19 protein-coding genes and 5 tRNA genes are annotated in these 23,044 nt (G+C 34.6%); all 24 read left to right on the top strand.

Features of this window, described 5'->3' with window-relative positions:
• The first annotated feature begins 2 nt into the window (after positions 1-2).
• The 24 genes from thrB (at position 3) to fusA (ending at position 22,006) form a co-directional block, all read left to right on the top strand.
• Positions 3-881 carry a homoserine kinase gene (thrB, locus tag CHAB381_RS07865; RefSeq protein ID WP_012109499.1) on the top strand — a complete coding sequence of 293 codons (879 nt, stop codon included), beginning with the start codon at positions 3-5 and terminating at the stop codon, positions 879-881.
• The gene (locus tag CHAB381_RS07860; RefSeq protein ID WP_041570542.1) at positions 874-1,104 is read left to right on the top strand and encodes a YlxR family protein; all 231 of its coding nucleotides are present in this window, start codon (positions 874-876) and stop codon (positions 1,102-1,104) included. The genes thrB and CHAB381_RS07860 overlap by 8 nt, the downstream gene beginning before the upstream one ends.
• Positions 1,094-3,838, top strand: a complete 2,745-nt coding sequence (infB, locus tag CHAB381_RS07855; protein WP_012109497.1) for a translation initiation factor IF-2 — start codon at positions 1,094-1,096, stop codon at positions 3,836-3,838. Before CHAB381_RS07860 ends, infB begins: the two co-directional genes overlap by 11 nt.
• Complete coding sequence (gene rbfA, locus CHAB381_RS07850) at positions 3,835-4,197, top strand: 30S ribosome-binding factor RbfA (RefSeq protein ID WP_012109496.1); 363 nt, start codon at positions 3,835-3,837, stop codon at positions 4,195-4,197. Before infB ends, rbfA begins: the two co-directional genes overlap by 4 nt.
• Positions 4,193-4,612: a ribosome maturation factor RimP gene (gene rimP, locus CHAB381_RS07845; protein WP_223429438.1), complete on the top strand. Its 420-nt coding sequence runs from the start codon at positions 4,193-4,195 to the stop codon at positions 4,610-4,612. The genes rbfA and rimP overlap by 5 nt, the downstream gene beginning before the upstream one ends.
• 184 nt (positions 4,613-4,796) lie before the next feature.
• Positions 4,797-4,872, top strand: a tRNA-Thr gene (locus CHAB381_RS07840).
• 37 nt (positions 4,873-4,909) lie between these two features.
• Positions 4,910-4,994: transfer RNA gene (locus tag CHAB381_RS07835), tRNA-Tyr, on the top strand.
• Positions 4,995-5,005: 11 nt separating this feature from the next.
• Positions 5,006-5,082 (top strand) — tRNA-Gly (locus tag CHAB381_RS07830).
• A gap of 109 nt (positions 5,083-5,191) precedes the next feature.
• Positions 5,192-5,266, top strand: a tRNA-Thr gene (locus CHAB381_RS07825).
• A gap of 71 nt (positions 5,267-5,337) precedes the next feature.
• A complete protein-coding gene (tuf, locus tag CHAB381_RS07820) occupies positions 5,338-6,537 on the top strand; it encodes an elongation factor Tu (protein ID WP_012109494.1) in 1,200 nt (399 codons plus the stop codon).
• A 48-nt stretch (positions 6,538-6,585) separates the two neighbouring features.
• On the top strand, positions 6,586-6,756 hold the full coding sequence (gene rpmG / locus CHAB381_RS07815; protein WP_012109493.1) for a 50S ribosomal protein L33: 171 nt from the start codon (positions 6,586-6,588) through the stop codon (positions 6,754-6,756).
• Positions 6,757-6,772: 16 nt separating this feature from the next.
• Positions 6,773-6,848, top strand: a tRNA-Trp gene (locus CHAB381_RS07810).
• Positions 6,849-6,862: 14 nt separating this feature from the next.
• Positions 6,863-7,042, top strand: coding sequence for a preprotein translocase subunit SecE (gene secE, locus CHAB381_RS07805; protein ID WP_012109492.1), 180 nt, complete (start codon positions 6,863-6,865; stop codon positions 7,040-7,042).
• 9 nt (positions 7,043-7,051) lie between these two features.
• On the top strand, positions 7,052-7,582 hold the full coding sequence (gene nusG, locus CHAB381_RS07800) for a transcription termination/antitermination protein NusG (protein WP_012109491.1): 531 nt from the start codon (positions 7,052-7,054) through the stop codon (positions 7,580-7,582).
• 19 nt (positions 7,583-7,601) lie between these two features.
• A complete protein-coding gene (rplK, locus tag CHAB381_RS07795) occupies positions 7,602-8,024 on the top strand; it encodes a 50S ribosomal protein L11 (protein ID WP_012109490.1) in 423 nt (140 codons plus the stop codon).
• Between the two features lie 54 nt (positions 8,025-8,078).
• On the top strand, positions 8,079-8,780 hold the full coding sequence (gene rplA, locus CHAB381_RS07790) for a 50S ribosomal protein L1 (protein WP_012109489.1): 702 nt from the start codon (positions 8,079-8,081) through the stop codon (positions 8,778-8,780).
• Between the two features lie 100 nt (positions 8,781-8,880).
• Entirely contained in the window at positions 8,881-9,354 is a 474-nt protein-coding gene (rplJ, locus tag CHAB381_RS07785) for a 50S ribosomal protein L10 (protein ID WP_012109488.1), read from the top strand.
• A 13-nt stretch (positions 9,355-9,367) separates the two neighbouring features.
• On the top strand, positions 9,368-9,742 hold the full coding sequence (rplL, locus tag CHAB381_RS07780; RefSeq protein ID WP_012109487.1) for a 50S ribosomal protein L7/L12: 375 nt from the start codon (positions 9,368-9,370) through the stop codon (positions 9,740-9,742).
• An 88-nt stretch (positions 9,743-9,830) separates the two neighbouring features.
• Positions 9,831-13,970 (top strand): DNA-directed RNA polymerase subunit beta, encoded by a 4,140-nt coding sequence (rpoB, locus tag CHAB381_RS07775; RefSeq protein WP_041570541.1) that lies wholly within the window; start codon positions 9,831-9,833, stop codon positions 13,968-13,970.
• Positions 13,963-18,492, top strand: a complete 4,530-nt coding sequence (gene rpoC, locus CHAB381_RS07770) for a DNA-directed RNA polymerase subunit beta' (protein WP_041570540.1) — start codon at positions 13,963-13,965, stop codon at positions 18,490-18,492. Before rpoB ends, rpoC begins: the two co-directional genes overlap by 8 nt.
• A 24-nt stretch (positions 18,493-18,516) precedes the next feature.
• The gene (locus CHAB381_RS07765; RefSeq protein ID WP_012109486.1) at positions 18,517-18,915 is read left to right on the top strand and encodes a DoxX family protein; all 399 of its coding nucleotides are present in this window, start codon (positions 18,517-18,519) and stop codon (positions 18,913-18,915) included.
• A gap of 89 nt (positions 18,916-19,004) precedes the next feature.
• Positions 19,005-19,379, top strand: a complete 375-nt coding sequence (rpsL, locus tag CHAB381_RS07760; RefSeq protein ID WP_012109485.1) for a 30S ribosomal protein S12 — start codon at positions 19,005-19,007, stop codon at positions 19,377-19,379.
• Between the two features lie 71 nt (positions 19,380-19,450).
• Complete coding sequence (rpsG, locus tag CHAB381_RS07755; protein ID WP_012109484.1) at positions 19,451-19,921, top strand: 30S ribosomal protein S7; 471 nt, start codon at positions 19,451-19,453, stop codon at positions 19,919-19,921.
• A 9-nt stretch (positions 19,922-19,930) separates the two neighbouring features.
• Positions 19,931-22,006: an elongation factor G gene (gene fusA / locus CHAB381_RS07750; RefSeq protein WP_012109483.1), complete on the top strand. Its 2,076-nt coding sequence runs from the start codon at positions 19,931-19,933 to the stop codon at positions 22,004-22,006.
• Positions 22,007-23,044: the final 1,038 nt, after the last annotated feature.

Genomic DNA, 23,044 nt, shown 5'->3' with positions numbered 1-23,044 from the left:
TTTTGGTTATAAAAGTTCCGGCAACCAGTGCAAATCTTGGTCCAGGTTTTGATGCGCTTGGACTTAGTCTTAATCTGTTTAATATCATTACAATTAATGAATCGCCTATATTTTGCATATCTCTTAATGGTGAAGGCAGTCAAAATTTAAATCTTAAAAAGCACAATATGTTTATTTCGATTTTTAATGAAATTACCAGAAAATTTGATACGAAATTGCCGAATTTCCGTTTTGTTTTTGAAAACAACATTCCGTTTTCTCGTGGGCTTGGAAGCAGTTCCGCTGTAATTGTAGGAGCTATTGCTTCGGCTTATAAAATTTGTGGCATCAAAATTGATAAAAATAAAATTTTAAATGAGGCTTTGGTTTATGAAAATCATCCGGACAATATCGCACCTGCTGCATTCGGCGGATTTGTAAGTTCCGTGATTTATAAAAATTCGGTCATTACTCAAAAAAGTGAAATCGGTGAAGATATAAAAGCTGTCGTCGTGATACCGGATAAACAAATGCAAACGAGAAAATCGCGTACAATGCTGCCTAAAAATTTTACAATTAAAGAGTGTGTGACCAATCTTTCACATGCCGCGTTTTTAACAAGCTGCTTTGTGAAAAAGGATTATAAAAATTTAAAATTCGGTTGTATTGACGTAATGCATGAAGAACTTCGCATGCAAAATTTACCGGAACTTTTTGAAGTTCGAAAAATTGCATATGAAAACGGCGCTTTGATGAGTTCGCTTTCAGGTTCCGGATCAAGTTTTTTAAATATAGTTTATAAAGATGACGCAAAAAATTTAGCTAAAATTTTAAGCGCTAAATTTCCAAAATTTACGGTTAAAATTTTGGATTTTGATAACGGTGGTTTCGCTTTTGAATAAGCACCATAAGCCGATTAGAATGTGCGTGATGTGTAAAAACCGCTTTTTTCAAAAAGATTTAAAACGTTTTAGATATAAAGCCGGTTTCGGCAGAAGCTTTTATATTTGTGATGAGTGTTTGGGAAAAAATATAAATAAAATAAAAAAAATCGTTTCTAAATTTGAAAATTTTAGAAATTTGGATGATTTAACATTGAAGGAGAAACTTTTAAATGGGTGTTAGGATTAGTCAGATTGCAGATGAGCTTGGATATACTTCACAAGAAGTAGTCGCAAAAGCGCAAGAAATGGGTTATAAAAGGATAAAAACAGGCTCAAATTCCGTAAGTGACGAAGAAGCGAGCGCTATTTACGATTATATTCAAACGGGAGTTTTGCCTAAAAAGACAGAGAAAAAACAAACCGCAAAAAAGAGTGTAAAAAAAGATACTGTTAAAAAAGATACCGTTAAAAAAACGGCTGTTAAAAAAGACGATAGTAAAGCGGCAAAAAAAACAAAACCGATTGCTAAAAAATCTGCACCTAAAACCGAAAAAAAAGTAGAAAAGAAAGTGGAAAGTAAAATTTCAAAACCTGATAATGAAATTTTGGAAGCAAAACCTGAAATTTCAAAACCCGAAATAAAAGCGGAACCTAAAAAAGAAGAAATTGAACAAAAACAGGAAGCGGAGCCTAAAATAGAAGTGATGCCTGAAAAAAAATCTAAAATAAAAAGTGCGTTTGCACGTGGGGAAACTCTAGCGAGCGAAAGTCTTAAAAAACGTCGCGGACTTGTAATAGTTAAAAAGAAAAAAGATTTGCAAACTACGGAAACTCAAAAAATTGAAGCTCCAAAAACGCAAAAGATAAATTTAGGGCTTGATGCGATTTTTTCAAATGCTGATGCTAATCTAAAGAAAAAAGAGAAGAAAAAAGAGAAGAAACAAGTTCAATCTAAAAAAGTGGATACTACAAAAATAGATCTTACAAGTGACAGAGAACTTGCGGATATTCGTATAGATGATGACGAAGATATGGTAGTTTTACCGGATTTAACCCTAAAACCTATACAAGTCGAGCAAAAAACAAAAACAAAAGATCAACCGAATATCTATAAAGTCTCACAAAATAAAGTTTATGGAAATGACGGTTCTATTGCCAGAGGCGCTCGTAAAAAGCATAAAAAAGCAGTAAAAAACAGCGATAACGAAATCATAAAAAGTATAGAAATTCCAAAAGAAATTCGTCTTTATGAATTTGCGGAAAAGATAAAAAAACAACCTAGCGAAATAATATCAAAGCTTTTTGCTTTAGGGCTTATGACTACTAAAAATGACTTTTTGGACGAAGACGCGATTGAAATTTTAGGAGCCGAGTTTGATATAGATATAAAAATTGTAGATGAAAATGCAAAACTAAATTACGTAAAAGTTTATGATGAACAGAATTTAGATGATAAAAATGCAGTGGAAAGAGTTCCTGTTATTACTATTATGGGACACGTCGATCACGGAAAAACAAGCCTACTTGATTATATCAGAAATTCTCGTATCGCTAGAGGCGAAGCAGGCGGAATTACTCAACATGTAGGCGCCTATATGGTAGAAAAAAACGGCAGAAAAATCACATTTATTGATACTCCGGGACACGAAGCTTTTACATCAATGCGCGCAAGAGGAGCCGAAGTAACAGATATCGTTATTATAGTGGTTGCAGCGGATGATGGCGTTAAACCGCAAACTAAAGAGGCGATAAATCACGCGAAAGCTGCAAAAGTTCCTATTATAATAGCTATAAATAAAATGGACAAACCGACAGCAAATCCGGATATGGTAAAAAGCGGTTTGGCAGAGCTTGATATTATTCCTGTCGAATGGGGCGGAAAATATGAATTTGTAGAAATTTCAGCTAAAACAGGAAAAGGTATAGAGGATTTATTGGAAATTGTTTTACTTCAAGCCGATTTGTTGGAATTAAAAGCGAGCTTAAATGTACCTGCAAAAGCTACTATTATAGAAAGTTCCTTGCAAAAAGGACGCGGACCGGTAGCTACTATAATCGTACAAAACGGAACGTTGCGAGTAGGAGATACAGTTGTAGCAGGCGTTGCTTACGGTAAAGTGCGCGTTATAAATGATGACAAAGGAAAGAAATTAAAAGATATAAAACCTGGAGAGTGCGGTGTAATCGTAGGACTTAGTGAAGTTCCTGAAGCGGGTGAAACTTTAATTAGTGTTACTAGCGATAAAGAAGCAAGAGAGTATGCTAAGAAAATTTATGAGCATAATCGTCAAAAAGAGCTTAGCAAATCTACAAAAGTTACAATTGACGAACTCAGTGCAAAAATTGCGGAAGGCGAAATAAAATCACTGCCTGTAATTGTAAAAGCCGATGTTGTCGGTTCACTTGAAGCCGTTAAATCAAGTCTTGAAAAACTTCGAAATGATGAGGTTAGAGTTGATATCATACATAGCGGTGTCGGCGGCATCACACAAAACGACGTCGGACTTGCAAGTGCAAGTGAAAACTGCATAATATTAGGCTTTAATATTCGTCCGACCGGCGAAGTCAAAGAACTTGCAAAAGAACGCGGTGTAAATATAAAAACTTATAATGTAATTTATAATTTAATTGACGATGTAAAAGCGGTTTTAGGCGGTTTGATGAGCCCTATTATAAGTGAAATTGAAATCGGTCAAGCCGAAATTCGTCAAGTTATAAATGTTCCTAAAATAGGACAAATCGCAGGTTGTATGGTAACTGACGGCTCTATACAAAGAGGTGCTAAAATTCGCGTAATACGTGAAGGTGTTATAAAATTTGAAGGTAACGTAAGCTCACTTAAACGTTTTAAAGATGATGTAAAAGAAGTCGCAAAAGGTTTTGAATGCGGTGTTGGAATCGAAGGATATAATGATATGCAAGTTGGCGATTTTATAGAAAGCTTTAAAGAAAAAGAGGAAATAGCCAGTTTATGAATGCAGCCGAAATAAAACGATTAAGAACAGAAAGTGCACTAAAAGAGATATTGCCTGAAGCTTTTGCCAGCTTGGATGATACTATGTTAAAAGGGCTTTGCGTCACGGATGTGGATTGCAAAAAAGGAAGATATGACGCATTTGTATATCTTGATAAAATGGCGCTTGATGAACGCGAGCAGGAATATGTGCTAACTCATTTAAAAAAGGTTTCAAAAATTCTTCAAAACTATTGTGTTTGTGAGTTTGGTTGGTTTAGAGCACCAAATTTTCATTTTAAATTTGATGATAGTTTGGAACATCAAAATCGTATGGATGAACTTTTTTCCAAAGTCGAAAAGGAGTTAAAAAATGATTGATTTAAATGCACTTTGTTCCGAGTGCGGCGTAAAATTTTACGCTGATGAGCTTATAAGCGAAAATTCGCGTCAAATTTACCGTGTATATATCACAAAAAAAAATGGAGTCAATTTGGATGATTGTGAAGCTCTTTCTCGTTTGCTTTCTCCGATTTTGGATGTTGAGCCTCCAACAAGTGGAGCTTTTACGCTTGAAGTTAGTTCACCTGGACTTGAGCGCAAATTAACTACACCGTCAAATTTTGAAAATTCATTGGGTGAGTTGGTGAAAATTACGCTAAAAAATGGCGAAAAAATAAGCGGCGAAATTTTATCTTTTAAAGATGAAATTTTAAAATTAAAAACTGCAGAAAATAATGAAATTTCAGTAAATTTTAATGAAATAAAAAAAGCGAAAACCTATATTGAGTGGTAAATACAATTATTTTAAAAAATTTTATTTAATACAGATAAAATTTTATTGCTTTTAAATTGTTTTTTATGCATCGCATTTGTTTATATTATATGCAATGTTTATAAAATGGCTTAAATTTAAGATAATTTTTATTGACATTGTTTTTTTTTTAAGATATAATCACAATTTCAATTTAATTCACGTTGCTGGTGTAGCTCAGTTGGTAGAGCTACTGCCTTGTAAGCAGTGGGTCGGCGGTTCAAGTCCGTTCACCAGCTCCATTTTTTTTATTTAACAGTGTTTGACCAGATTTTAAGGGGTGAGATACTCAAGTGGCCAACGAGGGCAGACTGTAAATCTGCTGGCTTTGCCTACCGTGGTTCGAATCCACGTCTCACCACCACTGATAGTTTTGCGGGAGTAGCTCAGTTGGCTAGAGCATCAGCCTTCCAAGCTGAGGGTCGCGGGTCCGAGTCCCGTTTCCCGCTCCATTTGATTCTATACTGGGAGCTGTTTTTATACAGTTTACTTATAGTTTTCAAATAAAGTCGTTTGTGTTTTTGATAGTGGCGTTCTTCTCGTTGCCGAGCGTTTTTTTGCGCTCATATGGCTCAGAGGTAGAGCACTTCCTTGGTAAGGAAGAGGTCGCGGGTTCAAGTCCCGCTATGAGCTCCATGAATTTTAAGCTACGTTCAAGACGCAAATTTTTTTAGTGTAAGTAAAATTTTCATTTACGGAGGAAGATTATGGCAAAAGAAAAATACAATCGAACTAAGCCACATGTAAATATCGGTACTATAGGTCACGTTGACCATGGTAAAACTACTTTGACAGCTGCTATTTCTGCTGTTTTATCACGCAAAGGTCTTGCTGAGCTTAAAGACTATAGTAATATTGATAATGCTCCTGAAGAAAAAGAGCGTGGTATCACTATTGCAACTTCTCATATCGAGTATGAAACTGAAAAGCGTCACTATGCACACGTTGACTGCCCGGGCCACGCCGATTATGTAAAAAATATGATTACAGGTGCAGCTCAAATGGATGGTGCTATTCTAGTTATCGCTTCAACAGATGGTCCTATGGCACAAACTAGGGAGCACATTTTGCTTGCTCGTCAAGTTGGTGTTCCTTATATCGTTGTTTTCTTAAATAAAACAGATATGGTTGATGATCCTGAACTTATTGAGCTTGTAGAAGAAGAAGTAAAAGATCTTTTAAAAGAATACGGATTTCCTGGAGATGAAATTCCTATTATAAAAGGTTCAGCTCTTAAAGCGCTTGAAGAAGCAAAAGCTGGTGGTGACGGAGAATGGTCTGCTAAAATCATGGAGCTTATGGATGCTGTTGATAGTTATATTCCAACACCAAAAAGAGATACTGATAAAGATTTCTTGATGCCTATTGAAGATATTTTCTCAATTTCAGGCCGTGGTACAGTTGTAACAGGTAGAGTTGAAAAAGGTATAGTAAAAGTAGGTGATACGGTAGAATTAGTAGGTATTAAACCTACTCAAACAACAACTGTTACAGGTGTTGAGATGTTTAGAAAAGAGCTTGATGAAGGTGAAGCCGGTGATAATGTCGGTGTATTGCTTCGCGGAACTGCAAAAGAAGATGTTGAGCGTGGTATGGTTTTGGCTAAACCTAAATCAATTACACCTCACACAAAATTTGAAGCTGAAGTTTATATTTTGACAAAAGAAGAAGGTGGACGTCATACTCCATTTTTCAATAACTATAGACCACAATTCTATGTTAGAACAACAGACGTTACAGGATCTATTCAATTGCCTGAAGGTACAGAAATGGTTATGCCAGGTGATAATGTAAAAATTACTGTTGAGCTTATTCACCCAATCGCTTTGGAACAAGGAACAAGATTTGCGATTCGTGAAGGTGGACACACAGTCGGTTCAGGTGTTGTTTCTAAAATTTTAGGTTAATTTATAAATTGGGGGAAATTTTCCCCCAAAAAATTTTAAGGAAAAATTATGGCAAAAAATGCAAATAGAGTTAAAATTGGTTTAAAATGTTCAGAATGTGGTGATATAAATTATACTACTTATAAAAATAATAAAAATACTGCAAATAAAATTGAACTAAAAAAATATTGTCCAAGACTTAAAAAACATACGGTTCATAAAGAAATAAAATTAAAATAGAGGTCAATACCAGTTTAGGGCAATAGCTCCAACGGTAGAGCGCCGGATTCCAAATCCGATGGTTGGGGGTTCGAATCCCTCTTGCCCTGCCATAAAAGGTTTATAAATGGGAAAAGTTAAAGAATATTATATACAATCGAAAACGGAATTAGATAAAGTAGTATTTCCTACTAAAGGTCAAACCAAAAATGCATATATAACGGTTTTTATTGTAGTTGCCGTTATATCTCTATTTTTAGCACTAGTTGATCTTATGATGTCTTTTTTTGTTTCGAGTGTAGTGTAAAGGTTTGAAATGGCACTTAAATGGTACGCTATACAAACTTACGCCGGTAGCGAGATGGCTGTAAAAAGAGCTATAGAGTCTATGGCTACAGATTTAGGTTTGGAAGAACAAATAGGCGAAATTTTGGTTCCTACCGAAGATATTATTGAAATAAAAAATCAAAAAGAGACTATAAGATCAAGAAGTCTTTATCCTGGATATTGTTTCGCAAATTTGGATCTGGATACCGCTTTGTGGCATAGAATTCAAATGTTACCGAAAGTAAGTAGATTTATAGGTGAAGCAAAAAGACCTTCGCCGTTATCTGAAAAAGATATAAATTTAATTTTGGAAAAAGTAAATAAGAAAGATGCGCCGAAACCAAAAATTTATTTTGAACAAGGCGAAACGGTGAGGATTATAGATGGTCCTTTTGCAAATTTTAACGGAATTGTTGAAGAGTATGATATGCTTCATGGCAAACTTCGCTTGAATGTGTCTATTTTCGGTAGAAGTACGCCCGTTGAAATTTTATATTCACAAGTTGAAAAAATAGTTTGATAGTTAAGGAGAAGGGATTATGGCTAAAAAAGTTATAGGCGAAATAAAACTTCAAATCGCCGCGACAAAGGCGAATCCAAGTCCACCGGTTGGTCCTGCGTTGGGTCAAAAAGGTGTAAATATTATGGAATTTTGTAAAGCTTTTAACGAAAAAACAAAAGGTATGGAGGGATTTAATATTCCTGTAATTATTACAGTTTATGCCGACAGAAGTTTTACATTTATTACAAAACAACCGCCTGCAACTGATTTAATAAAGAAAACAGCAGGAGTTCAAAAAGGTTCGGATAATCCGCTTAAAAATAAGGTCGGAAAACTTACCAAAGCACAAGTTTTAGAGATTGTAGAGAAAAAAATGGCAGATTTAAATACAAAAGATAAAGAACAAGCTGCCAGAATTATAGCTGGATCTGCAAGATCTATGGGAATTACCGTAGAATAGCCCTTTACCGCCTGGGTTAAAATGGCGGAAGCACTTTAATTGCGAGGAAAAATAATGGCAAAAAATTCAAAAAGATTTAATGAACTTTTAAAAAAAGTTGATGATTCTAAAATTTATAACATAAACGAAGCTGTTGAAACTGTAAAAACTTTAGCTTCTGCAAAATTTGATGAAACTGTTGAAATTTCACTCAAATTAAATGTTGATCCGAAATATGCGGATCAAATGGTTAGAGGTTCTGTTGTTTTACCTGCCGGAACCGGTAAAAAAGTTAGAGTAGCGGTTATTGCAAAAGACGCAAAAGCCGATGAAGCAAAAAATGCCGGAGCGGATATTGTAGGAAGCGAAGAGTTAATTGAAGAAATTCAAAAAGGTAATATAAATTTTGACGTTTTAATTGCAACTCCTAATTTAATGGGTTTAGTCGGTAAAGTAGGTAGAATTTTAGGACCAAAAGGTATTATGCCGAACCCAAAAACAGATACTGTTACAATGGATATCACAAATGCTGTAAAGAATGCAAAAAGTGGTCAAGTAAATTTCCGTGTCGATAAACAAGGAAACATAAACGCAGGAATTGGAAAAGTCAGTTTTTCAAAAGAGCAAATTTGTAATAATTTGACAACTTTTATAAAAGAGATTAATAAGCATAAACCTGCAACTTCAAAGGGCAGATATATAAAATCCGGAGCTCTTTCTTTGACAATGAGCCCATCTCTTAGCCTTGATACGCAAGAGTTGCTTGATTTAAAATAAGATAAAAAATTCATAAATTTTGATTGGAGACGGTCGAGGCGAAAGCTTAATTGAGCAAAAGCTCTCTCTACCTGAAATCGCCGGTCGGAAAGGAGAAAAAATGACAAGAGATGAAAAAGCAAAAATTGTTGCTGAACTTACCGATGGTTTTAAAAATTCAGAAGCTGTTCTAGTTAGCGATTTTAAAGGACTTAGTGTCAAAGCGCTTGAAAATTTAAGAAATAATGCAAGAGAAGTTGATGTAAAAGTTCAAGTAGTCAAAAATACTTTGGCGAATATCGCACTTAAAAATGCAAGCAAAGATGGCATGGAACTGAAAGATACAAATATTTTCTTGTGGGGAAATCAAATTGATGTTTGTAAAGTAGCAGCAAAATTTGAAGAACAAAACGAATCTTTCAAAATCAAAACAGCATATATGGATGGCGAAGTTGCATCTTTATCAAAAATCGTTGCATTGTCTAAATTACCTAGCCGCGACGAACTTATTGCAATGCTACTTCAAGTTTGGAACGCACCGATTCAAAATTTTACAATCGGCTTAAATGCGCTTAAAGAAAAAAAATCAGCTTAAAAAAGGATAAAAAATGGCAATTACAAAAGAAGACGTATTAGAATATATTTCTAATCTTTCAGTTTTAGAACTTAGTGAATTAGTAAAAGAATTCGAAGAAAAATTTGGTGTAAGTGCAGCACCTGTAATGGTAGCAGGTGGTGCAGGAGCTGGCGCAGCAGCAGCTGCTGAAGAAAAAACAGAGTTTGATCTTGTTTTGACTGATACAGGCGCTGAAAAAATTAAAGTTATTAAAGCAGTTCGTGCTATCACAGGTCTTGGTCTTAAAGAAGCAAAAGATGCGGTAGAAAAAACTCCATCTGTTCTTAAAGAGGGCATGAATAAAGAAGATGCTGAAAAAGCTAAAGCAGATCTTGAAGCAGCCGGAGCAAAAGTAGAGCTTAAATAATTGAAAAAAGATTTTTCTTTTTTAAACAATATGTGTGCCGAATTTTTCGGCACTTCTTTTCTTTCAAAAAATACTACGAGGTAGCCTTATGCTAAATAGCTTATATTCCGGAAATCGTCTTAGAATAGACTTTTCGAAAGTTCCAAAAGAGATTGATGTTCCAAATTTATTACAATTACAAAAAAAGAGTTTTGACCATTTTCTAAATCTAGATGACTCTAATGAAAAAAGTGGTATAGAAAAAGTTTTTAAATCAATATTTCCTATACACGATCCACAAAATCGTCTTACATTGGAATATGCCGGCAGTGAAATAACAAAGCCGAAATATACAATAAGAGAGTGCATGGAGCGCGGCCTTACATATTCTGTAAATTTAAAAATGAAAATTCGTCTTATAATAAATGAAAAAGATGAAAAAACAGGCGAAAAAATTGGCGTAAAAGATATAAAAGAACAAGAAATTTTTATTCGTGATATACCTTTGATGACAGATAGAATTTCATTTGTAATTAACGGCGTTGAGCGTGTAGTTGTGAATCAACTTCATAGAAGTCCGGGCGTTATTTTTAAAGAAGAAGAAAGTCCAACTGTCGTAAATAAATTAATCTATACGGCTCAAATTATACCAGATCGCGGCTCTTGGCTATACTTCGAATATGATGCAAAAGATATACTTTATGTGCGAATAAATAAACGCAGAAAAATGCCTATAACAATATTATTTAGGGCACTTGGATATAAAAAAGAGGATATTATAAAGTTATTTTATCCTATAAAAACAATTTATATAAAAAATGGAAAATTTTTAATAGATTTTGATCCGAATGATTTTACCGGCAGAATCGATTATGACATAAAAAATGAAAAGGGCGAAATTTTGCATAGCGCAGGAAAACGCCTAACAAAGAAAAAAGCTGAAAAACTTATTAGCGATGGATTAAAATTGATAGAATATCCTATCGAAATTTTAGCTGAAAGATATTTAGCTACGCCTATCGTTGATAGTGAAAGCGGCGAAATTTTATTTGATACACTTACTGCGCTTGATGAAAGTAAACTTGCTAAAGTTTTAGAAATCGGAGCTCCTATTCAAATTGCAGACGATCTTGCAAATGGAGTTGATAGTTCTATTATTAATTCATTTTTACAAGATGGCGATGCTTTAAAGATTTTACAACAAACTGAAAATGTAGATGATGAAAATGATTTGGCGGCTATTAGAATTTACAAAGTTATGCGTCCTGGCGAACCTGTCGTAAAAGAGGTAGCTAGAAATTTTGTAAATGATCTGTTTTTCAATCCTGAAAGATATGATTTGACAAAAGTCGGTCGTATGAAAATGAATCATAAACTTGGTTTAAATGTGCCGGAATACTTAACCGTATTAACTAATGAAGATATAATTAAAACAGCAAAATATCTAATTCGCGTAAAAAATGGAATTGGATATATAGATGATAGAGATCACCTTGGAAATCGCCGTATTAGAGCTATCGGTGAGCTTTTGGCAAACGAAATGCACATAGGTTTTATCAAGGTTCAAAAGGCGATAAAAGATAAATTTACAACACTTACAAACAATGTAGATGAACTTATGCCTTATGATTTATTAAATCCTAAAATGGTTACAACTACATTTATGGAATTTTTCACAGGCGGACAATTAAGTCAATTTATGGATCAAACAAATCCGTTAAGTGAAATTACTCACAAACGTCGTCTTTCGGCACTTGGTGAAGGTGGACTTGTAAAAGAGCGTGCAGGTTTTGAAGTGCGTGACGTTCATCCTACTCATTATGGCAGAATTTGCCCTATTGAGACACCGGAAGGTCAAAATATCGGTTTGATAAATACTTTGTCTACTTATGCAAAAGTAAATAATTTAGGTTTTATTGAGGCTCCTTATAAAAAAGTAGTGGATGGAAGAGTCACCGATGAAGTAGTCTATCTTACAGCTACACAAGAAGAAGGACGCGTTATAGCGTCAGCTTCCGCTAAACTTGATGAAAACGGTCGTATTGTAGAAGATTTGCTTGAAGCCAGAAAAAACGGCGAAACAATTATGACAAAAAGAGAAGATATTACATTAATAGATCTTTGTAGTGGAATGGTTGCCGGTGTCGCAGCTTCTCTTATTCCATTTTTGGAACATGACGATGCCAATCGTGCGTTAATGGGTTCAAACATGCAACGACAAGCCGTTCCTCTTTTGCGTTCAACAGCTCCTATTGTCGGAACCGGAATGGAAGCGGTCGTAGCAAGAGACTCTTGGCAAGCAATTAAAGCGAAACGCAGCGGAACAGTAGAAAAAGTGGATAATAAAAATATTTTTATTTTAGGTGAAGACGATAGCGGTATGTTTATAGATCAATATACTATGGAAAAAAATCTTCGAACAAACCAAAATACAAGTTTTTCTCAACATCCGATTGTAAGAAAAGGCGAAAGCGTAAAAGCGGGACAAATTATAGCAGATGGTGCCAGCATGAACGGCGGCGAACTTGCTATCGGTAAAAATGCTCTTATTGCTTTTATGCCTTGGCATGGATACAACTATGAAGATGCTGTTGTCATGAGCGAAAAAATGATTCGCAAAGACGAATATACAAGTGTTCATATTTATGAAAAAGAGATTGAAGCAAGGGAATTAAAAGACGGCGTTGAAGAAATTACAAAAGATTTGCCTAATGTAAAAGAAGAAGAACTTGCTCATCTTGATGATAGTGGCATTGTAAAAATAGGAACTCATATAAAACCTGGTATGATTTTAGTTGGAAAAGTTTCTCCAAAAGGAGAAGTAAAACCGACACCAGAAGAAAGACTTTTGCGCGCAATTTTCGGTGAAAAAGCCGGACACGTTGTAAATAAATCGTTGTATGCCGGAAATTCTCTTGAAGGCGTTGTAATTGACGTTAAAATTTTTACAAAAAAAGGTTATGAAAAAGACCCAAGAGCAACTAAAGCATATGAAGATGAAAAAACACAACTTGAAAAAGAGCATCACGATAGACTTTTAATGCTTGATCGTGAAGAGATGTTAAAAATTGTTGCACTTTTATCTAAAAGCAAACTTCAAAGCGCTCAAACTTTAAATAAAATAGATTATAAAAAAGGCGATTTGGTTAGCAAAGAAGAACTTGAAAATTCAAACAGATTTACGTTAAACACCTTTATAAAAGGATATTCAAAAGCTGTTCAAAAAGAGTATGAAGATATAAAAAACCATTTTCAAAATGAAAAAAAGAAACTCAAAGAAGAGCATGATGAAAAAATTGATATTTTGGAAAAAGACGATATTTTACCAAATGGCGTTGTAAAACTTGTTAAAGTTTATATAGCTACAAAACGCAAATTAAAAGTTGGCGATAAAATGGCCGGACGTCACGGAAATAAAGGTATTGTTTCAATAATAGTACCTGAAGTTGATATGCCTTATCTTCCAAATGGACAAAGAGTTGATATTGTTTTAAATCCTCTCGGCGTTCCAAGTCGTATGAATATCGGTCAAATTATGGAGAGTCACTTAGGTTTGGTAGGTTGGCGTTTAGGCGAACAAATCGCTAAAATTTTAGAAGAAAAAACAAGCGATTGGATTAAGCACGTAAGAGAAAAAATGATTGAAATCGCAAGCACTGCAAAACTTATGAATGCTAAAAAAACGCTTGAAAAGTTAAGTGATGAAGAGCTTTTAAAATATGCAAGAGATTGGGCTCATGGTGTGAAATTTGCAGCTCCTATTTTTGAAGGAATAGTTCCTGAAGATTTTGAAAAGCTGTTTAAAATGGCAAACATTGATCCTGACGGAAAAACAGATCTTTACGACGGTAGAACAGGTGAGAAATTTAAAGAGCGTGTAAATGTAGGTTGTATGTATTATCTGAAACTTCACCATTTAGTTGATGAAAAAGAGCATGCAAGAAGTACCGGACCATATAGCTTGGTCACTCAACAACCTGTCGGCGGAAAAGCGCTTTTTGGCGGTCAAAGATTTGGAGAAATGGAAGTTTGGGCATTGGAGGCTTATGGTGCAGCTTATACATTGCGCGAAATGCTTACTATAAAATCAGATGACGTAGACGGCAGATTTTCTGCTTATAAAGCATTAACTCGCGGAGAAAATGTTGAAACTGCAGGAATTCCTGAAACATTTTTCGTTTTAACAAAAGAGCTTAAATCGCTCGCTTTAGATGTTGAAATTTATGAAAAGGACGAAAGCAATGAGTAAAGAGTTATTTGGATATAAACAAATAGAAGTAAATGAAGAACAAAGGCCACATAATTTTGATGTTTTTCAAATCGCACTTGCAAGTCCGGAGATGATAAGATCATGGAGTCATGGTGAAGTAAAAAAACCTGAAACTATAAATTATCGTACTTTAAAACCTGAAAGAGATGGGCTTTTTTGCGCCAAAATTTTCGGTCCTATCAGAGATTATGAGTGTATTTGCGGAAAATATAAAAAAATGCGTTATAAAGGTTATAAATGCGAAAAATGCGGCGTAGAAATTACAAGCTCAAAAGTTAGACGAACACGAATGGGTCATATTGAACTTGTTACGCCGGTTGCTCATATTTGGTATGTAAATTCTTTGCCAAGCCGCATCGGCACTCTTTTAAATGTCAAAATGAAAGATTTGGAGCGTGTTTTATACTATGAAGCTTATATTGTAGATAATCCTGGAGAAGCTTATTACGATAATGAAAATTCAAAAAAAGTTGAAAAATACGATGTTTTAAATGAAGAACAATACCAACTTTTAACCAAACTTTATACATCAACCGGTTTTAGTGCAAGAATGGGCGGAGAAGTCATTAGAGATATGCTTGCTGAACTTGATTTGGTCGATATTCTAAACAATTTAAAAGAAGAGATGAAAAGCACTACATCGGACGCAAAGAAAAAAAATATTGTAAAACGTCTTAAGGTTGTAGAATCTTTTATTATGTCAGATTTAAGACCTGAATGGATGATGATTACAGTTTTGCCTGTTTTGCCTGCCGATTTAAGACCGCTTGTAAATTTAGACGGCGGAAAATTTGCAGTCAGCGATGTAAATGATCTTTATCGACGTGTAATCAATAGGAATACTCGTTTAAAAAGACTAATAGAACTTGATGCGCCTGATATTATCATAAGAAATGAAAAAAGAATGCTTCAAGAGGCTGTCGATGCGTTGTTTGATAACGGCAGAAGAACAAATGCCGTAAAAGGTGCGAATAAAAGACCTCTAAAATCACTAAGCGAAATCATTAAAGGAAAGCAAGGTCGTTTTAGACAAAATTTACTTGGAAAACGTGTTGATTTTTCAGGACGTTCAGTTATTGTTGTAGGTCCAAGACTAAAAATGGATCAATGCGGTCTTCCAAAAATTATGGCGCTAGAGTTATTTAAACCGCATCTAATAGCTCGTTTGCAAGAAAAGGGCTATGCTACAACCGTAAAACAAGCTAAAAAAATGATAGAAAATAAGGAAAATGAAGTTTGGGAATGCCTGGAAGAGGTTGTAAAAGATTATCCTGTTATGCTTAATCGTGCGCCTACACTTCATAAAATGTCTATTCAAGCATTTCATCCTGTTTTGGTTGAAGGAAAAGCTATAAAGCTTCATCCGCTTGTTTGTGCCGCATTTAATGCCGATTTTGACGGTGATCAAATGGCGGTTCATGTTCCTTTAAGTCAAGAGGCGATTGCGGAATGTAAAATTTTAATGATGAGCTCTATGAATATTTTGCTTCCTGCAAGCGGAAAAGCTGTTACAGTTCCAAGTCAAGATATGGTTTTAGGTGTTTATTATCTATCACTTGAAAAAACAGGAGCGAAAGGCACAAATAAAATTTTTGCAAATGCCGATGAAGTTATGATGGCAGTTGAAGCAAAAGCGCTTGATATACATGCAAAAATTAAAACAACTGTTAACGGACATGCCACATTTACAACAGCCGGTCGTCTTATTATAAAATCTATTTTGCCTGATTTTATACCTGAGAGCATGTGGAATAAGATTATGAAGAAAAAAGATATTGCAAATTTGGTTAATTTCGTATATAAAAATGGCGGAACTAAACTTACGGCATCATTTTTGGATAATCTTAAAAGACTCGGTTTTGAATCCGCAACAAAAGCTGGCGTATCTATATCGGTAGCAGATATTATTGTACCTGAAAGTAAAAGTGAATATATAAATGACGGAAAACGAAAAGTTAGAGAAATTCAAAATCAATATGGTGCAGGACTTTTAACCGATAGCGAAAGATACAATAAAATCGTTGATATTTGGACGGATACGGGAAATAAAGTCGCAAGCGAAATGATGAAACTTATCAAAAATGATAAGCACGGATTTAATTCAATTTATATGATGGCTGATTCAGGTGCAAGAGGTAGTGCAAATCAAATAAAACAACTTGCAGGAATGCGTGGTCTTATGGCGAAACCTGATGGTTCGATTATCGAAACACCGATTATTTCAAATTTTAGAGAAGGCTTAAATGTGCTTGAATATTTTATTTCAACACACGGTGCCAGAAAAGGTCTTGCCGATACTGCTTTAAAAACAGCAAATGCCGGATATTTGACAAGAAAACTAATTGACGTATCTCAAAATGTAAAAATTACAATGGACGATTGCCATACACACGAAGGTATCGAAGTTACCGAAATTACGTCAAACGGAGAGTTGATCGAAAGTTTGGAAGATAGAATTTTAGGTCGCGTATTAAGTGATGATGTAATCGATCCTATTACAAATAAAGTTTTATTTGAAGCCGGAACATTGCTTAATGAAGAAAAAACGCAAATAATTTGCGATGCCGGAATTAAATCCGTAAGTATTCGCACACCTATAACTTGTAAAGCTCATAAGGGTGTTTGTTCAAAATGTTACGGTACAAATTTAAGTGAAGGTAAACTTGTAAAACCTGGTGAAGCCGTAGGAATCATTGCCGCTCAATCAATCGGAGAGCCTGGAACTCAATTAACACTACGAACTTTTCACGTTGGAGGAACTGCTTCAACGGAACAACAAGATCGCCAAGTAATCGCTAAAAAAGAGGGTTTTATAAGATACTACAATATAAAAACTATTGAAAATAACGGAAAATTTATTGTTACAAATCGTAGAAATGCGGCTGTACTTTTGGTGGAACCAAAGATAAAAGCACCTATTAGCGGTATAGTAAATATTGAAATTGCTCACGAAGATGTTATTTTAACAATAAAAAATAAAAAAGATGAAGTAAAATATACACTTCGAAGACATGATTTGGCAAAAGCGAATGAGCTTGCAGGAGTGGCTGGAAAGGTTGAAAGTAAATTTTATATAGCTTATAAAAACGGCGATAAAGTTGAAGAAAATGAAAGTCTTGTTGAAGTCATAAAAGAAGGTTGGAATGTTCCTAATCGTATCCTTTTTGCAAGTGAAATTAAAGTAAAAGATGGCGAACCTGTTACTCAAATAATACCTGCCGGCGCAAAAGGAATTTTAAAATATTTCATCCTTAAAGGTGATTATTTAGAAAGATTAAAAGATATCAAAAAAGGCCATATCGTAACTGAAAAAGGTATGTTTGTAGTAATTGCCGATGAAGACGGTAGAGAAGCTATTCGCCACTATATTCCAAGAGAATCTATTATTCAATTCAATGATAGCACGAAGGTTGATAATAAAGATATAATAGCTAAACCAAAGAAAAATGAAAGTTTGACAGTCGCTGAATGGGATCCTTACTCTACGCCTATAATTGCTGAAAGCGAAGGCGTTGTTGCATTTGAAGATATCGAAATCGGCTATACGGCTGCAGAGCAATACGATGAAACAACAGGTCAAAGCAGGGTTGTTATAAACGAATATTTGCCGCAAGGTGTAAAACCTACTATTGTTATTGCAAATGAAAAGAAAGAACTTATTCGTTATCATTTAGATCCAAAAACTGCGATTTTTGTAAGTGCCGGAGATAGTGTAAAGTTGGCCGATATTTTGGCTAAAACTCCAAAAGCTGTTGCGAAATCGCAAGATATTACAGGTGGTCTTCCAAGAGTATCCGAGTTATTTGAAGCAAGAAAACCTAAAAATGATGCAATTGTGGCAGATATAGATGGAACAATTCGCTTTGACAAGCCGCTTCGCGCTAAAGAGCGTGTAATAATTGAATCAAATGACGGTTCTTCTTCGGAGTATCTTATAGATAAAGCTCGCCAAATTCAAGTAAGAAACGGCGAATATGTACATGCAGGTGAAAAACTTACCGACGGTGTAGTTTCAAGCCATGATGTACTTAGAATTTTAGGTGAAAAAGCGCTTCATTATTATTTGATAAGTGAAATTCAACAAGTTTATAGAAGTCAAGGTGTTGCGATAAACGATAAACATATTGAAATTATAGTTTCTCAAATGCTTAGACAAGTGCGAGTTGTAGATAGCGGTGATACAAGTTTGATTCCTGGTGATTTGGTCAGCAAAAGAAAATTCAGTGAAGAAAATGAAAGAATTGTCGCAGGCGGCGGAGAGCCTGCTTTGGCTGAGCCTGTACTTCTTGGTGTTACAAGAGCTGCGATTGGAAGTGATAGTGTTATATCAGCTGCATCTTTCCAAGAAACCACAAAAGTTTTAACGGAAGCCAGCATTGCAGGAAGATGCGATTATCTTGAAGATTTAAAAGAAAATGTTATTTTAGGTAGAAAAATTCCTGTTGGAACCGGACTTTATAAAGATAAAGAGGTAAAATTAAAGAAAAACGGCAAAGAATAATCTTTGCCGTATTAAGGGAAGGCAATGGAAAGTAAAAAATTTTATGATAACGGTTTATTTTTTCTAAGATTGATTTTTGGAATTTGTTTTTTAATGCATGGAATTTCAAAAATTTCTCATGGAATAGATTTCGTAAAAGATATGGTTGTAAATTCCGGTATGCCTGAAATTTTAAGTTATGGCGTTTATATAGGTGAAGTTTTGGCGCCGATTTGTATTATTATAGGACTTTTTCCAAGAATTAGTTCATTTATAATTATAATAAATAGCGCTATGATTTTATTTTTAGCTCATGGTTCAAATCTTTTTGGATTAAATCAATACGGTGGATTTAATGCGGAATTGCCGTTTTTATATATAGGTATTTGTCTTTGCATATTATTTTGTGGAAGCGGTAAATATGCCATTAAAGACAAATTTTAAAATTTTGCTTAAATTTAGTTTTTTATAAGTCATAAGAAGATACAATTAAAATCTTTTTTTGATAAATTTAATGATGAAAGGAAAAAATAGTGCCAACTATAAATCAATTGGTTAGAAAAGAGCGCAAAAAGATTATTGAAAAATCAAAATCTCCTGCGTTAAAGAATTGTCCGCAAAGACGCGGTGTTTGCACGAGAGTTTATACTACAACTCCTAAAAAACCGAACTCTGCGCTTAGAAAAGTTGCCAAAGTAAGGCTTACAAGTGGTTTTGAAGTTATCAGCTATATCGGTGGAGAAGGTCACAATTTGCAAGAACACAGTATTGTACTTGTTCGTGGCGGTCGTGTAAAAGACTTACCGGGTGTCAAATATCACATTGTTCGTGGTGCTCTTGATACTGCAGGTGTTGCAAAAAGAACTGTTTCAAGATCAAAATACGGTGCTAAACGCCCTAAAAAATAGTTTAGCTAAAACAGACCGGCCCGTTGATTTGGCACGGTTTGAGTAAAATTTAAAAATTTGAAGGAAAATATATGAGAAGAAGAAAAGCTCTAGTTAGAGAAGTTTTGCCGGATCCAATATACGGCAATAAAGTAATCACTAAATTTATCAATTCACTTATGTATGATGGCAAGAAAAGTATTGCAACTAAAATTATGTATGGTGCAATAAATTTGATTGATCAAAAAGGAGGCGAAAAAAAAGGTATTGAAGTTTTTAATGATGCCATTGAAAACGTAAAACCTGTTTTGGAAGTTAAATCACGTCGCGTTGGCGGCGCTACTTACCAAGTTCCGATTGAAGTTCGCCCTGCACGCCAACAAGCACTTGCAATTCGTTGGATTATAGCGTTTGCCAGAAAAAGAAGTGAACGCACAATGATTGAAAAATTAGCTTATGAATTGCTCGATGCTGCAAATTCTAAAGGTTCTTCATTTAAGAAAAAAGAGGATACTTATAAGATGGCTGAAGCTAATAAAGCTTTTGCTCACTATCGTTGGTAAGGAGATAAAATGGCAAGAAAAACACCTTTACATATGGTAAGAAATATAGGAATTGCTGCCCATATCGATGCCGGTAAAACGACTACGAGTGAAAGAATTTTATTTTTTACCGGAATCAGTCATAAAATAGGCGAGACTCATGAAGGAACCGCTACAATGGACTGGATGGATCAAGAAAAGGAAAGAGGTATCACTATTACATCTGCCGCTACGACTTGTTTTTGGCGAGATCATCAAATAAACCTTATAGACACCCCGGGCCACGTGGATTTTACAATTGAAGTTGAAAGATCAATGAGAGTATTGGATGGTGCTGTAGCTGTATTTTGCTCTGTAGGCGGCGTTCAACCTCAAAGTGAAACTGTTTGGAGGCAAGCAAATAAATATCATGTTCCAAGAATTGCATTTGTAAATAAAATGGATAGAGTCGGAGCAAATTTTTATAATGTCGAAAAACAAATTAAAGATAGATTAAAAGCCAATCCGGTTCCGCTCCAAATTCCAATCGGTGCTGAAGATAATTTTAAAGGCGTAGTTGATTTGATTCAAATGAAAGCGCTTGTTTGGGAAAGCGATGAGCCTACAAATTATGTTGTTAAAGATATTCCTGCCGACTTGCAAGACAAAGCAAAAGAATATCACGATAAATTAGTTGAAGCTGTTGCAGAAACAGACGAAAAACTTATGGAAAAATTCTTTGATGGCGTTGAACTTAGTATTGACGAGATTAAAAAAGGTATAAAAACAGCAACACTAAGTCTTAACATTGTGCCTATGCTTTGCGGAACAGCATTTAAAAACAAAGGCGTTCAACCGCTTCTTGATGCAGTAGTTGATTATTTGCCGGCTCCGGATGAAGTTCCAAATATCAAAGGTCAATATGAAAATGGAAAAGAGGTAAGCGTAGAATCTACAGATGACGGAGAATTTGCAGCTCTAGGTTTTAAAATAGCTACCGATCCTTTTGTCGGACAATTGACTTTCGTGCGTGTTTATCGCGGTGTACTTGCAAGCGGAAGTTATGTTTATAATGCCGGTAAAGGTAAAAAAGAGCGCGTCGGCAGAATTCTTAGAATGCACTCAAATAAAAGAGAAGAGATAAAAGAGCTTTATGCTGGTGAAATCGGCGCTGTAGTAGGTCTAAAAGATACTCTTACAGGTGATACTCTTGCAAGTGAAAAAGATCCGGTTATTTTGGAAAGAATGGAATTTCCAGATCCCGTTATTTCAGTTGCAGTTGAACCTAAAACAAAAGCCGATCAAGAAAAAATGGGTATTGCTTTACAAAAACTTGCCCAAGAAGATCCTAGCTTCAGAGTCGCAACCGATGAAGAGAGCGGTCAAACAATTATTAGCGGTATGGGTGAACTTCACCTTGAAATTATCGTTGATAGAATGCTTAGAGAATTTAAAGTTGAAGCTGAAGTTGGAAAACCGCAAGTCGCTTACCGTGAGACTATTCGCAAAACAGTTGAGCAAGAATACAAATATGCTAAACAATCAGGTGGTCGCGGTCAATATGGACACGTATTCTTAAGACTTGAGCCAATGGAGCCGGGCGGAGAAAATTACGAGTTTGTAAATGATATAAAAGGCGGTGCTGTTCCAAAAGAATATATTCCGGCTGTTGATAAAGGTTGCCAAGAAGCAATGCAAAGCGGTGTATTGGCCGGCTATCCTGTTGTAGATATCAAGGTTACGTTATTTGACGGAAGTTACCACGAGGTAGATAGTTCAGAAATGGCATTTAAACTAGCTGCTTCAATGGGCTTCAAAGAAGGTGCTAGAAAAGCAAATGCTGTAATACTTGAGCCTATGATGAAAGTTGAGGTTGAAACTCCTGAAGAATACATGGGTGATGTTATAGGTGATTTGAATAAACGTCGCGGACAAGTAAATAATATGAGCGATCGTGGCGGAAATAAAATCATTGACGCGTTTTGTCCGCTTGCAGAGATGTTTGGATACTCTACTGATTTACGTTCTCAAACGCAAGGTCGCGCTACATACTCTATGGAATTTGATCATTATGACGAAGTTCCGAGAAATGTCAGCGAAGAAATCATCAAAAAACGCAACGGCTAAAATTTTAGCTAAATTTCAGGCTGAGATACAATCTCAGCCTTTTTTATTATCAAAAAATTAATCATACCAATAAAAAAATACTTATAATTCTTACAATCAGTATTTTTGCCACTAAAAAAGTATTTTAAAAGCAGTATAATTTTTCTTCTGAATTCCAAAATTTAATATATAAATTTAAAAATTTTTGAATTTTATTTATTTAATCTATTTTATGATTTATGAAAAATAAACTAAATAAATAGAAAATACAAAAAATTTCAAACAAAATTTAATGATTTTAACACAGTTGATAGCTCAGAAATGTATTTTGTGAGGTTTTGAAAATACAATCGTAAAAGAGTTTAATTTGTTTTTTGGTGTTTGATTTTTTTGGCAGTGATAATTCATATGATTATACAGCCGGTTTTTCGCTTCATTCACATTGCGGGATTTAAAAGATTAACTACGGTTTTAAAAGAAAATAATACATAAAGATTCTGTAACAGACATACAATTAACGATGGTGAGGTGCAATTTATAAGTGCTGAAACGAAATTATACATGAGAAATAATTTCTAAAAAGATAAATATTGGTGTTCAACTTTTATTAAATTTAGCAAATATCTTATATATTGTAATTTAAAATTCTTATTAATGGCACTAAAATTCGTCTAATAACAGGAGAATTTGCAGGTCATAAATGCATAAATGCTTTAAAGGCGCGAACGTTTGCCGTTTAATTATATGATATATATTTTCATTATGCTAAAAATGGATAAGAGATAATCCGTTATGATTTTTAAAATTTTGGGCTAAGCAGAAGTTGATGGTGAAAAGATTAATAAAAAACAGCTATAAAATTTACGTCCGAAGATAATTTTAAATAGATGCTAAATTTTATTTTTAAGTTCTTTAATATTAAAATGAGCCGATTTATTGGATTGAACAAATATATAATGTTTGTGGAGAGATTTGATGAATGCTTTCGGTAAGTTTAAAGATGATATTTTCATAAAACGTGAAATAAATATCAATAACAAAGAGTCTAAATTATAAAAT

This window comes from Campylobacter hominis ATCC BAA-381, assembly GCF_000017585.1.
Classification (GTDB): Bacteria; Campylobacterota; Campylobacteria; order Campylobacterales; family Campylobacteraceae; genus Campylobacter_B; species Campylobacter_B hominis.
The sequence above is the reverse complement of the archived record's forward strand: the minus strand, read 5'-3'. Positions and strand labels throughout refer to the sequence as shown.

What these genes read in the sequence shown, in the direction of transcription:
- infB (WP_012109497.1), top strand. Translation starts at nt 1,094, where the DNA reads ATGGGTGTTAGGATTAGTCAGATTGCAGATGAGCTTGGATATACTTCA.
- rbfA (WP_012109496.1), top strand. Translation starts at nt 3,835, where the DNA reads ATGAATGCAGCCGAAATAAAACGATTAAGAACAGAAAGTGCACTAAAA.
- tuf (WP_012109494.1), top strand. Translation starts at nt 5,338, where the DNA reads ATGGCAAAAGAAAAATACAATCGAACTAAGCCACATGTAAATATCGGT.
- rpmG (WP_012109493.1), top strand. Translation starts at nt 6,586, where the DNA reads ATGGCAAAAAATGCAAATAGAGTTAAAATTGGTTTAAAATGTTCAGAA.
- secE (WP_012109492.1), top strand. Translation starts at nt 6,863, where the DNA reads ATGGGAAAAGTTAAAGAATATTATATACAATCGAAAACGGAATTAGAT.
- nusG (WP_012109491.1), top strand. Translation starts at nt 7,052, where the DNA reads ATGGCACTTAAATGGTACGCTATACAAACTTACGCCGGTAGCGAGATG.
- rplK (WP_012109490.1), top strand. Translation starts at nt 7,602, where the DNA reads ATGGCTAAAAAAGTTATAGGCGAAATAAAACTTCAAATCGCCGCGACA.
- rplA (WP_012109489.1), top strand. Translation starts at nt 8,079, where the DNA reads ATGGCAAAAAATTCAAAAAGATTTAATGAACTTTTAAAAAAAGTTGAT.
- rplJ (WP_012109488.1), top strand. Translation starts at nt 8,881, where the DNA reads ATGACAAGAGATGAAAAAGCAAAAATTGTTGCTGAACTTACCGATGGT.
- rplL (WP_012109487.1), top strand. Translation starts at nt 9,368, where the DNA reads ATGGCAATTACAAAAGAAGACGTATTAGAATATATTTCTAATCTTTCA.
- rpoB (WP_041570541.1), top strand. Translation starts at nt 9,831, where the DNA reads ATGCTAAATAGCTTATATTCCGGAAATCGTCTTAGAATAGACTTTTCG.
- rpoC (WP_041570540.1), top strand. Translation starts at nt 13,963, where the DNA reads ATGAGTAAAGAGTTATTTGGATATAAACAAATAGAAGTAAATGAAGAA.
- CHAB381_RS07765 (WP_012109486.1), top strand. Translation starts at nt 18,517, where the DNA reads ATGGAAAGTAAAAAATTTTATGATAACGGTTTATTTTTTCTAAGATTG.
- rpsG (WP_012109484.1), top strand. Translation starts at nt 19,451, where the DNA reads ATGAGAAGAAGAAAAGCTCTAGTTAGAGAAGTTTTGCCGGATCCAATA.
- fusA (WP_012109483.1), top strand. Translation starts at nt 19,931, where the DNA reads ATGGCAAGAAAAACACCTTTACATATGGTAAGAAATATAGGAATTGCT.